Below are 12,934 nucleotides of genomic sequence, written 5' to 3' on the forward strand. Positions count from 1 at the left end.
AATGAAGAAAATGTATCTGTTCGCCTTGGCGGTGACGTTCATCATTACGTCCTGCGGGCAAAAAGAGAGGGAAGAAACCACCCTCGTTCGACCTGTGAAAACCGCTACCGTACGTTCACAGTCAGTAATTCTCAAGGATTTCTCCGGCATGGTAGAAGCGGTGGAATATGTGAAACTGGCATTTCGTGTCAGCGGACAAATCATCAATCTTCCGGTAGTGGAAGGACAAAGAGTAAGGAAAGGACAATTGATTGCCGCCATCGACCCTCGGGATATTTCCCTGCAGTATGCCGCCGACAAGGCTGCCTACGAAACCGCTGCCGCACAGGTTGAGCGCAACAAGCGGCTACTGAGCCGCCAAGCCATATCCCTGCAGGAGTACGAAATCAGTGCAGCCAATTATCAGAAAGCCAAATCCGCCTACGAGTTATCCACCAACAATATGCGAGATACGAAACTGCTCGCCCCTTTCGACGGCTCTATCGAAAAACGTCTGGTAGAGAACTATCAGCGTGTAAATTTGGGAGAAGGGATTGTACGGCTGGTAAATACACAGAAACTCCGCATAAAATTCACCGTACCCGATGATTACCTGTACCTGCTTCGTGCCAAAGACGCCACGTTCAAGGTGGAGTTCGATACTTATAAGGGTACGATATTCAATGCCAAACTGGAAGAATATCTCGATATTTCAACAGACGGTACGGGCATCCCGGTTACCATCACCATCGAAGACCCTGCTTTTGACCGTGCCGTATATGATGTGAAGCCCGGATTTACCTGTAACATCCGTCTCGCCTCGGACATCGCTCCTTTTATAGAGGAAAAGCTGATGAATGTACCGCTAAGCGCCGTATTCGGTGACAGCGAGAACAAGAACACCTACGTATGGATAGTGAAAGATAACAGAGTAAGCCGCCGCGAAGTAACCGTATATTCACCGACCGGTGAAGCCAATATTCTCATCTCCAAAGGGCTAAAACCGGATGAAACTGTTGTTATCGCCGGAGTATACCAACTCGTAGAGGGGCAGAGAGTAAAAGAGGTAGAGTAACAGCCTGTCCCCTATCACTTTATAACTTTATCACCTTTTAGATATGAACTTAGCCAAATATTCATTAGACAATACAAAGATTGTCTATTTCTTCCTTGCTATGTTGCTCATCGGCGGCATATTCTCATTCGGCCGTTTGGGAAAGAAAGAAGACGCCCCCTTTGTCATCAAGACGGCGGTCATTATGACACGCTATCCCGGAGCCGAACCCGCTGAAGTGGAACGACTCATTACCGAACCCATCTCCCGCGAAATACAGAGTATGAGCGGAGTATACAAGATAAAGTCAGAGTCCATGTACGGACTTTCCAAGATTACGTTCGAGCTGCAGCCTTCGCTCTCCGCAGCATCTATCCCGCAAAAATGGGATGAACTGCGTCGTAAGGTTCTCAACATACAACCCCAACTGCCCGCCGGAGCTTCCGTGCCAACGGTATCGGACGACTTCGGCGATGTATTCGGCATTTATTACGGACTGGTCGGAGACGACGGTTTCTCTTATGAAGAAATGCGCAACTGGGCGGAACGTATCAAAACTCAGGTCATCACTGCCGAAGGAGTAATGAAAGTAGCCCTGTTCGGCACACAGACGGAAGTAATCAATATCTTTATCTCCGTAAACAAGTTGGCGGGGATGGGTATCGACCCCAAACAACTGGCAAGCCTGCTGCAATCGCAGAACCAGATTATCAATACGGGTGAAATCGACGCGGGCGAACAACAGCTACGCATTGTCGCCAACGGCACTTATACCACCGTCAACGACATCCGTAACCAGCTAATCACCACTCCCGGCGGTCAGGTCAAGCTGGGTGACATAGCCATTGTCGAGAAGGGCTACATGGATCCGCCCGGCACTATCATGCACGTCAACGGAAAACGGGCTATTGGCATCGGTGTCTCCACCGACCCGCAGAAGGATGTGGTAAAAACCGGCGAACTGGTAGACAAGAAACTCGCCGAACTGCTGCCTCTCATTCCCGTGGGGCTGGAATTGGAAAGCCTTTATCCCGAAAACATCATAGCCAAAGAAGCAAACAATGGCTTCATTATCAACCTGATAGAATCCATTCTGATTGTAATTGTCATCATCATGCTGGTAATGGGGATGCGTGCCGGCGTGCTCATCGGTTCTTCACTGATATTCTCCATCGGCGGTACGCTGCTTATCATGTCATTTTTGGGAGTCGGATTAAACCGCACTTCGCTGGCAGGCTTCATCATCGCCATGGGAATGCTGGTGGACAACGCCATCGTAGTGACCGACAACGCGCAAATCGCCATAGCCCGCGGTGTAAACAGACGGAAAGCGCTGATAGACGGCGCCACCAAACCGCAATGGGGACTGCTTGGAGCAACGTTTATAGCCATCTGCTCCTTCCTGCCGCTTTATCTTGCACCGTCTTCCGTTGCCGAGATTGTGAAGCCGTTATTTATCGTCTTGGCTATCTCGTTAGGATTAAGCTGGGTACTGGCATTGACGCAAACCACCACTTTCGGTAACTTCATACTGAAAGCCCGAACCGGCAACTGCAACAAAGATCCTTACGACAAGCCTTTCTACCATAAGTTCGCATCTGTCCTCAGCCTGCTGATACGCAAAAAATCGTTGACGTTGGGAAGCATGGTCGTATTGTTCATCCTCTCCCTCGTTATCATGGGACTGATGCCGCAAAACTTCTTTCCCTCACTGGACAAGCCTTATTTCCGTGCCGACGTATTCTATCCCGACGGATACGGTATCCGCGATGTAGAGAAGGAAATGAAGAAAGTGGAAGCCCATCTGCTGGAACAGCCGGAAGTGAAACGGGTTTCCGTCACCTTCGGCAGTACCCCTCTACGCTACTATCTGGCATCCACTTCCGTCGGTCCGAAACCTAACTTCGCCAACCTTCTGGTAGAAGTGACAGACAGCAAATATACCAAGGAATATGAGGAGAATCTGGACAGCTATATGAAGGAGAATTACCCCAATGCCATCACCCGCACCACACTCTTCAAACTCTCGCCTGCCGTAGATGCCGCTATCGAGATAGGCTTTATCGGCAATAACACGGATACTTTAGTGGCACTAACCAACCGAGTTCTGGAGATGATGCACCGCGACAAAGACCTTATCAATATACGCAATTCATGGGGCAACAAGATTCCCATATGGAAACCCGTATACAGCCAGGAGCGTGCGCAACCGTTAGGCGTGTCCCGCCAAAGCATGGCGCAAAGCATACAAATCGGCACCAATGGAATGACATTGGGAGAATACCGGCAAGGCGACCAAGTACTCCCTATCCTGCTGAAAGATAATACAACCGACTCATTCCGCATTAACGACCTGCGTACACTGCCCGTATTCGGGACTACGCGTGAAACCACCACACTGGAACAAGTGGTCAGTGAGTTCGACTATCAGTATAAGTTCTCCAATGTAAAGGACTACAACCGCCAAATGGTTATGATGGCACAAGCCGACCCCCGCCGGGGAGTGAACGCCATTGCCGCCTTTAACCGTGTATGGGAACAGGTGCAGAACGAAATAGACGTCCCCGAAGGATATACCATGAAGTACTTCGGCGAACAGGAAAGCCAAACCGAATCCAATGCCGCACTGGCAGCCAATATGCCGCTGACGTTTTTCCTGATGTTCGTCACCCTGCTGTTCCTGTTCAAAACCTACCGCAAACCCATTGTCATATTGCTGATGTTGCCGCTCATCTTTATCGGCATCGTATTGGGACTACTGCTATTGGGCAAGACGTTCGACTTTTTCGCCATCTTGGGCTTACTGGGACTTATCGGAATGAATATCAAGAACGCCATTGTCCTCGTAGACCAGATTGATGCGGAAACGGCTGCCGGAAAAGCGCCACGCGAAGCGGTCATCAGCGCAACGACCACCCGAATCGTTCCCGTAGCCATGGCATCGGGCACCACCATTCTGGGTATGCTGCCGTTATTATTCGACGCCATGTTCGGCGGTATGGCAGCCACTATCATGGGCGGTCTGCTGGTAGCTTCGATACTCACCCTGTTTGTGTTGCCTGTGGCCTACTGTGCGATACAGGGGATAAAAGGATGAAAGAATTTACGATTTGACTATTTACAATTTACTATTTGAATGATGAGAAAAATTATACTTATATTATCAGTAATCGGTCTCGGCATAAGTGCCGAGGCACAGGAAACGCATCTCAGCCGCGAGGCTTATCGGGACAAGGTAGAAGCATACAGCCAATTACTGAAGCAGCAACGTCTGAAAGCCGCCGCAAGCACCGAAGCCCGCAAAATAGTACAGACAGGCTTCCTGCCCAAGATAGACATTACCGCCGAAGGAACTGCCAATTTAAGTCATCTGGATGCTTGGAACAGTCCTGCGGGACAATACCGTCCCTATACCTACCAGGCATTGGCTACATTAGGGCAGCCCCTTTATACAGGCGGTTCACTCATTGCTCAAAAGAGAATAGCCAAAGCCGATGAGGAACTGGATAAACTTGCCATAGAACTGACCCTTGACCAAATACACTACCAGAGCGATGCTGTTTATTGGAATGCCTCGGCCGCATTGGCGACACTCGAAGCTGCCGCTCGTTTTGTAGAGATTGTCAACCGACAATACAGCATCATTCAAGACAGGTTTGACGACGGCGCTATCAGTCGTACGGACTTATTAATGATTTCCACCCGCAAGAAAGAGGCCGAGTTGCAGTTCATCAAATTCCGTCAGAACTATACCCTTGCCTTACAGCAACTCAATATTCTGATGGGAGTAAAACCGGACGCCACAGTAGACAGCCTTTGCGAAATCAGTGCCTACTGTCCGCCCGTTGATTTACTGAGTCTCGACGAAGTATTAGGACGCCGTGCGGACTATGCCGGAACCAGTGTCAGTATTGCCAAGAGCGAAGCGCAACGCAAGGGCGCCCTCAGCCGGTACAATCCCCAACTCAGTATGTTTTTAGCTACCGGATGGGATACCGGTATCGCCTATATGGGACAAGACGTACCTCATACTCCCATTGCGGGGCTCAATCTCAACATCCCCATTTTCCGATGGGGTGCACGCTTCAAGGCCAACCGCCAACAAAAAGCATATATAGGTATTCAGAAACTACAGCAAAGCTATGTAGCCGATAATATTTTGGAAGAGTTGTCCGCCGCTACCACCAAACTGACGGAAACAGAACAGCAGGTAAAGACAGCCCAAGAGAATATGGCGCTTGCCGAAGAGAATCTCGACTTGGTTACGTTCTCATACAATGAAGGCAGGGCAAGCATGGTCGATGTACTTTCCGCGCAACTTTCGTGGACGCAAGCGCAAACCAACCTTATCAACGCACACCTTGCCGCGAAAATGGCAGTAGCTGAATATAGAAAGGCTATCAGTGAATAAAGGCAAGCGTAAAAAATAATGTGTTAAAACTTTGATTGGCAGAATGAGAAATCAATCAAAGTTTTAACACATTATTTTATATCATCAATCCCTTATCCGAGGAACGAAATCAGTACGCCCGCCGCCACCGCAGAGCCGATAACACCGGAAATATTACTGGACATACAGTAATTCAGCACATGATTCTTGGGATCATACTTAGTAGCAATTTCATTACATACACGACTTGCCATGGGCACAGCGCTCAACCCTGTTGCACCAATCAGCGGATTAATCTTCTTCTTGGAGAACAGATTGAATAGTTTCACAAAGAAGATACCGCCCGTAATAGACAAGGCAAATGCAAGGAAACCGCCGATAACGATACCGATAGTAGTCCAGTTAAGGAACGCCTCGCTCGTCATGGTAGCACCCACGCTCAATCCCAGGAAGATGGTTGCCGCATTCATAATGCTGTTGGCCGCTGCATCGAACAGGCGGCTGGTGTCGGAGCCTATTTCCTTAATCAGGTTACCGAACATCAACATACCAATCAAAGGCACCGCCGTCGGTACGAAAAGGGCTACAATGGTAGTAACGGCAATCGGGAAAATAATCTTCAATACACGCAGGTTCTTTATCTCGGTCTTTGAAGGATACAGCTTCTCCTGCTCTTTCATGTTAATCATCAGTTCCTTCTTGCTGCAGAAGAGTTTCACGACCAATGGAATAATAACCGGAACCAACGCCATATACGAGTAGGCCGCAATAGCGATAGGGCCCAGCAAGTGCGGAGCAAGTTTAATGGTAGTAAAGATAGCCGTAGGACCGTCTGCACCACCGATAATGCCCAATGCGCCGGCTTCCTGCGGTGTAAAACCTATCATAACCGCGCACAGCAGCACTGTAAAGATACCAAGCTGTGCAGCTGCGCCGAATATGGAAAGGCGCAGATTGCGGAGCATAGGTCCGAAGTCCGTCAGCGCACCCACACCCATAAAGATAATAGGCGGCAGGAATCCGGTCTTTATCAGCATATAGTAGATGAAGTTCATCAGTCCGAGGTCGTGCGCAATCTCATGCAACGGCATCTCCCAAATGTTCTTCAGCACTCCGTTCACCATTACCATACCGTTTTCATCCGCCTGAATCACGCCCATCTCTCCGCCGGGGAAGTTGGCTATGAGCACACCGAAAGCGATGGGAACCAGCAACAGCGGTTCGTAATGCTTCTTGATGCCCAGATACAGCAAAATGAAGGCAATGGCATACATTACAAGGAACGACGGATCGGCAATGATATTGCTGAACGCCGTCATATCATAAAGTTTTGCAAATATATCTTCCATTATCCAATCTTCATTAATACATCATCTTCAGAAACAGAATCACCCGGGTTGACACAGATAGCGGTAACTGTTCCGCCAAAGTCGGCACGGATAGCATTATAAGTCTTCATCGCTTCGATGTAGCAAAGCAAGTCGCCTTCCTTCACCTTGTCTCCTACCTTGAGCGGAGTTTCCTGCGCATTCTTGGTCAGGAAGAACTTGCCTTCGAGCGGAGCCGCCACTTCCTGTCCTTCACCTACGGGGGCAGTGACTTTCTCGGTAGCGGAAGCCGGCAGGTCTATGTCGCCATAGGCCACCGTCACGCGATAAGCCTGTCCGTCCACCTGTACGGTAAGCGTTTTGGGTTTGGCGTCATCCAAAGGAGATTTATCACGTTCGGCACGGCGTTTTTCCACGTCTTCCAAGAAATCCTCTTTAGCCTTGCCGCTCTTGTAAGCCTCGTATTGCGCCGGATGCATGGCATACTCAAAGAGTTCCTCATCATCCTCTCCGAGTTCCCACTTGTTTTCTTTCATCAGCTTGCGGTACTTATCAAGCGCATCGGGATAATTGTCCTGCGGGTTGCCGTTGAAGAATTTACGTCCCTCACGTTCCGCCTTTTCCACGATTTCGGGTGCAAGCTCACCCGGCAGCTTACCGGCTTTACCCAACAGCATATCCCAAATATCGTCGGCTATCATGCCCCAACGTTCCTTGCCTTTCTCCATAGCCATCACGTTCATCATGGAGAGGTTCTTTACATATTGGCTGAACGGCGTTACCAACGGTGGGTAACCTACACGCGGCCATACATAAGCCACTTCGTTGAAGAGCTTAATCAGCAGTTCGTCTTGCTTCATAAACGGCAGGTTACGTTTAGCCTTATACTTGTTGATAGATTCCAGATTGGATTCCAAGTCCGCCATCAAGCTGCCCATCATGCCGCCCGGAAGTCCCGGACCAATCAGCAACGAGTTCATCAGGCGGTTCTTCGGGCTGATGTACAGGCCGAGGAAATCATCCATAAATTCTTGTATCAGGGCGCGAACCTTCATATAGGCTTCCATATTGACCTCAGGCACTTGGAAACCGGCGTCTTTCAGCATGGCTTGCACACTAAGCAGGTCAGCATGTCCGGTACCCCATGACAACGGTTCCATACCTACATCGATGTAGTCGCAGCCGGCTTCACATACTTCGAGAATGCTCGCCATATTGAAACCGGGACCTGCATGGCTGTGATATTGAATGGGAATTTCCGGATGGGCGGCTTTGATATTGGCCACAATCTTACCCAGAGATACCGGACGACCGATACCTGCCATATCCTTTATACAGATTTCGTCCGCACCCAATTTGATAAGCTTCAATGCCATATCCGTATAATATTCCACTGTATGGATAGGTGAATGGGTGATGCAGAGAGAGCACTGCGAAATCATTCCCGCCTCGTGTGCATAAGTGATGGAAGGAGCGATGTTACGTATATCGTTCAGTCCGCAGAAAGTACGCGTAATGTCCGTACCCTGCGCTTTCTTTACTTTATAAAACAACTTGCGCACATCAGCAGGCACAGGGCTCATGCGCAAACCATTCAGCGCACGGTCCAACATATGTGTCTGGATGCCGGCTTCGTGGAAAGGCTTCGTCCACTCGCGCACAGCTTTATTGGGATTTTCACCAAACAAAAGATTTACCTGTTCAAAACCACCGCCATTCGTTTCTACACGGGCAAAACATCCCATCTCGATAATGGCAGGAGCTACCTTTACCAGTTGGTCTACACGGGGAACATATTTTCCGGCGCTTTGCCACATATCCCTGAATACCAAACTGAACTTAATTTCTTTTTTCATACTAAATTATTCCTGTGTGTGTTTATATAAGATTAGTTATTTCAAATTTTCTCTACTTTCGCTACCTTACCCTTGCCTTGTGTCACTACTGTAACAGCCGCACTGATAGCCGCCATGATATTGCCGGGAATAACCGCAGGAGCATTTGCCGCCTGTTTGGCAGGAGCAACCTCTTCGGGAGCATATTTATTCACAAGAGCAATGAGACCCTTTCCTAAGTAGATAACAATCAATAGGATAGCAAACACTGTTGCCATACCTACCACCATTAGCAGAAGCGCTATGTTTAAGTTTTCCATATTATAATTTATTAGTTATTCTGTCCGATTTATAAAAAATCGTACGAAATTAGCGATAATTCATTAAAGGATAGTGCAATATAATTATAAATAATGCTAAAACAAAAGTTCCCATATTGCCCGGAAGGACAATATGGGAACTCATTTATCAATACTGTAACATTGGTACGGAATGCCGCTCGGATGTTATTAAAGATTATCCTAACGGATTTTCCGCTTCACCGCTCTCAATGTCATCACCGTTACCGCCATTGCCGGAAGCTGAAGTTTTGCCCCACTCTTCCCAGCAAATATTACTGTTTACCATACTACGAGTAACAATCTTATTATTAATGTCTCGTTCTACTTCGGGAATAAAACGGACGCGTACACCCACTATTTGAGAAGCGCTGACCTCCTTAGACGTTTTTACTCCGTTCTTATTGGCGGTAGCTGTATAATAAAAGGTACCGACTCCGTCTATTTTTACCGTACGTCCTTGTGCCATATAAAGAGAAAGTACATTTCCCAAATTCTTGATAATAGCATATGCGTCACCACGAGTTATGGTAGAAAGTAACGCCAATTGATCCGCCACCTGATTACTTGTAACGGCCTTACCCCATGTGATAGATTTTGGATACCACAAACCATTGATTTTTTGCTGAGTTCTTTTATAAAACATAACTGATAATATATTAAGTACATATATAAAATAATTGCAGGTGAACCGGTCATCACCGCCTTGACCGATCAGATTAAAGGCCGATCGAAGCCACATCTTTTTCAAGAAGTAATAAGAAAAAACTCTATCGCGAGGCCTCAACAATTAAGTATTTCGTTTTTCTCAAATTCGATGTTGCAAAGTTAAAGAGCACAAGAAAGAAAAACAAGAAAATCGACTCTACAGCAAATCTTACAAAACAACTAAAAATCAACCAATTGCAAATGACACATCTCTACAATACAACAATAGAAAACTAAATCAAAAATTTAGTTTTCTATGAAATCTCTACCAAAGTACTATATAAAACGCTGATAATAAGTATCACGAAATTAAGACATCTCTACAATAGCACCTATGTGCTATAGAAAGAGCTACTCGGCAATACAACCAAAAGTTGATAAGTAATTAAAATATTACAACAAAACACAAACACCGGATATACTATCTTAATAATGACAGGCTTTGTCGTTATGCAAGGTCACCTCTGTCGTTATACAAGGCTGCCTCTGTCGGCATATGAGAGTACCACAGTCGTTATCTTTAATTCCTTCGACAAGAAGCATTTTTGACGGGACTTTTTTGCAATCTAACTAAATTTATTACAGTTCCGAGTATCTCGTCCGGATTACAACAAAACTTTACACATAGAGAAACAATAAAGCTGTAGAGAATTCTTGAGTAATTGTATAATAGAGTATTTTTAACAGTAAAAAAGAGACTACACGCATCAACACCCGCACACCACCGCATCCACCGTCTCCCCGTTTTTGAACAAAGATTCATCCGACTGTATCAACCGCTTTTTCAAGCGGAACTTCTGCTGGGAGACAGAAGCGGGAGAGACAGCCGTAAGCGTTGCTATCTGCGCATTCGTGAAGCGCAGACGCATCAGCAAGCAAAGCTGAAGGTCGGCAGGTGTAAGTTGAGGAAAACGGAAAGTGAGGCGGTCGGAAATGCCCATATACACTTTATCTGTCAGTTGTCGTAAATGTTCCCACTGAACTTCCGTAAGAAACTTGGGATGGCTGCGCAACCGCTCCACCACCTCATCACTATCTATCAAGGTGGCAGTGAGCGCTTGTACCTGCCCGTCCAATTCGCGGACGCGTTCACCCTCTTTCTCCAACAGCTCCAGCTCGCGAGGAACAGGATGGTCTTCATACTCCTTGAGGCGGGAGCGCAGAGCATTGTTCTCTTCGTGCAGTTGGCTGCCATGAGCCATAAGATTTACCAGCGAGTGCTGTACCTCCTCACGTTCGTCATCTTCCAGTGACATTTCCCGAAGACATTCTTCCAGTTCGGCACGCTCACGCTCATTGTTGAGCAGGCGGTGTTCGTTCTCACTCAAGTCTACAAGATAACGCCGGTGCTTGCGATCATTCGTAAACTTTATATCCCGTATGGAGAGCCAAACGTTCAGACTCAACATCAATGTGGCGAATACTCCCCAAAGGGTGTGCTTCCACCCCGTAGCAGGCATCAGGCGCAGGGGTCTCCCTCCGGATTGCTCTTTCACCTGAGCGTATTCGCGATGCAGTTCGGAAAGCAAACGAACGGTACGGGCACTGTCGGCAGCACCGGACTGTACCAGAGAGTCGGCATGAACAAGAGTTTGTTCGTACTCCAGCATGTCTTTATTGGCAGGGGAAGAACAGGCTGCCACTCCCCACAGGAGAAATAACAGCAGAATAAAATTGAAAAAAGACTTCATGTGCAATCAGAACTCGCTCGTAAAGTGGAACTTTATATTCTTAAAGTCCATCTGCGCCATTTGCAAAACGTAACCGCTGTCTGCCAGGAATACATCCCTGCCTTCACGGTCTTTCGCCATATACTGGTACTTACGTTTCTTGAAAGATTCCAGTTCGGCAGGGTCGTCACTCTCAATCCAGCAAGCCTTGTAGAGGCTCAACGGCTCCCAACGGCACTTGGCGCTGTATTCATTTTCCAGACGGTATTGAATGACCTCAAACTGTAATTGTCCTACCGTACCGATAATCTTGCGTCCGTTGAACTGGTTGACAAACAACTGCGCCACACCTTCGTCCATCAATTGGTCGATACCCTTGGCAAGTTGTTTCTGCTTCATAGGGTCGGCATTTTCAATGTACTTGAACATCTCCGGCGAGAAACTCGGCAATCCTCTGAAGTGGAGCATCTCACCCTCGGTCAGCGTATCGCCAATCTTGAACGTGCCGTTATCCGGCAGGCCGATAATGTCTCCCGCCCATGCTTCGTCGATGGTAGTCTTACGTTGTGCCATAAACTGTGTGGGCGAAGAGAAGCGCATTGTTTTGCCATGACGCACATGCAGGTAAGGCGTATTACGGGTGAACTTACCGGAACATATCTTACAAAATGCGATACATGAACGGTGATTCGGGTCGATATTAGCGGTAATTTTGAAAACAAAGCCTGTGAATTTCGGCTCATCCGGTTCCACTTCACGTTCTTCCGCTTTTACAGGACGGGGGCTGGGAGCTATCTCGACAAAGCAGTCCAACAACTCCTGTACACCGAAATTATTCAAGGCAGAGCCAAAGAATACGGGAGCCAGTTCACCTTTCAGATATTCTTCTACTTGGAAATCGGGGTATACTCCGTCTATCAGTTCCAGTTCGCTACGCAGCTTGTCTGCCAGCGACGAACCAATCTGGTTATCCAATTCTTCCGTATTTACATCTACTTCCACCTTCTCTGTCACCACCTGTTTGGAAGGTTGGTAAAGGTTCAGGTTATGTTCGTAGATGTTATAAACCCCTTTGAAGCGGGCGCCACTCTCGATAGGCCATGTCAAAGGGCGGACATGGATAGAAAGCTCCTCTTCCAGCTCATCCAGCAAGTCGAACGGGTCTTTTGCCTCACGGTCCATCTTATTGATGAAGATAATCACCGGAGTGTTGCGCATACGGCAGACTTCCATCAGCTTGCGCGTCTGGGTTTCCACACCTTTCGCACCGTCCACCACAATGATAACGCTGTCTACCGCCGTCAATGTACGGTAAGTATCTTCGGCAAAGTCCTGGTGACCCGGAGTATCGAGAATATTGATTTTATAATCACGATAATCAAACTCCATTACAGAGGTGGTCACGGATATACCACGCTGTTTCTCAATATCCATCCAGTCCGACGTTGCCGTCTTCTTTATCTTGTTGCTTTTTACTGCACCTGCCACTTGAATCTGACCGCCAAAAAGTAGTAGTTTTTCAGTCAGCGATGTCTTACCGGCATCCGGATGCGCGATAATCGCAAAGGTTCGTCTTCTCTGTATTTCTTGATTTGCCATAACTAGTTATTTTTCAGGCACGGATTACACGGA

The 12,934-nt window shown here is 47.5% G+C and carries 9 protein-coding genes; 3 read left to right on the forward strand and 6 right to left on the reverse strand.

The window, feature by feature from the left end; all coding sequences use genetic code 11:
* Position 1: 1 nt before the first annotated feature.
* From DW121_RS08480 to DW121_RS08490, 3 genes are read left to right on the forward strand one after another with little or no spacing between them, the layout of a single operon-like run.
* Complete coding sequence (locus tag DW121_RS08480) at positions 2-1,054, forward strand: efflux RND transporter periplasmic adaptor subunit (protein ID WP_118323520.1); 1,053 nt, start codon at positions 2-4, stop codon at positions 1,052-1,054.
* Between the two features lie 43 nt (positions 1,055-1,097).
* Positions 1,098-4,130, forward strand: coding sequence for an efflux RND transporter permease subunit (locus DW121_RS08485; RefSeq protein WP_118323521.1), 3,033 nt, complete (start codon positions 1,098-1,100; stop codon positions 4,128-4,130).
* A gap of 39 nt (positions 4,131-4,169) precedes the next feature.
* On the forward strand, positions 4,170-5,444 hold the full coding sequence (locus DW121_RS08490; RefSeq protein WP_118323522.1) for a TolC family protein: 1,275 nt from the start codon (positions 4,170-4,172) through the stop codon (positions 5,442-5,444).
* A 92-nt stretch (positions 5,445-5,536) separates the two neighbouring features.
* On the opposite strand, the gene DW121_RS08495 is transcribed toward DW121_RS08490, so the two are convergent.
* The 6 genes from DW121_RS08495 to DW121_RS08525 form a co-directional block, all read right to left on the reverse strand.
* Positions 5,537-6,772, reverse strand: a complete 1,236-nt coding sequence (locus DW121_RS08495) for a sodium ion-translocating decarboxylase subunit beta (RefSeq protein WP_117711312.1) — start codon at positions 6,770-6,772, stop codon at positions 5,537-5,539.
* Entirely contained in the window at positions 6,772-8,607 is a 1,836-nt protein-coding gene (locus tag DW121_RS08500) for a biotin/lipoyl-containing protein (RefSeq protein WP_009122427.1), read from the reverse strand. The genes DW121_RS08495 and DW121_RS08500 overlap by 1 nt, the downstream gene beginning before the upstream one ends.
* A 41-nt stretch (positions 8,608-8,648) precedes the next feature.
* Positions 8,649-8,906 carry an OadG family protein gene (locus DW121_RS08505; RefSeq protein ID WP_118323523.1) on the reverse strand — a complete coding sequence of 86 codons (258 nt, stop codon included), beginning with the start codon at positions 8,904-8,906 and terminating at the stop codon, positions 8,649-8,651.
* A 196-nt stretch (positions 8,907-9,102) separates the two neighbouring features.
* A complete protein-coding gene (locus DW121_RS08510) occupies positions 9,103-9,570 on the reverse strand; it encodes an HU family DNA-binding protein (protein ID WP_118323565.1) in 468 nt (155 codons plus the stop codon).
* Between the two features lie 769 nt (positions 9,571-10,339).
* The gene (locus DW121_RS08520; RefSeq protein ID WP_118323524.1) at positions 10,340-11,323 is read right to left on the reverse strand and encodes a helix-turn-helix transcriptional regulator; all 984 of its coding nucleotides are present in this window, start codon (positions 11,321-11,323) and stop codon (positions 10,340-10,342) included.
* Positions 11,324-11,329: 6 nt separating this feature from the next.
* Positions 11,330-12,901 carry a peptide chain release factor 3 gene (locus DW121_RS08525; RefSeq protein ID WP_117711309.1) on the reverse strand — a complete coding sequence of 524 codons (1,572 nt, stop codon included), beginning with the start codon at positions 12,899-12,901 and terminating at the stop codon, positions 11,330-11,332.
* Positions 12,902-12,934 lie beyond the last annotated feature (33 nt).

This window comes from Bacteroides sp. AM10-21B, assembly GCF_003472565.1.
In the GTDB taxonomy this organism is placed as follows: Bacteria; Bacteroidota; Bacteroidia; order Bacteroidales; family Bacteroidaceae; genus Bacteroides; species Bacteroides propionicigenes.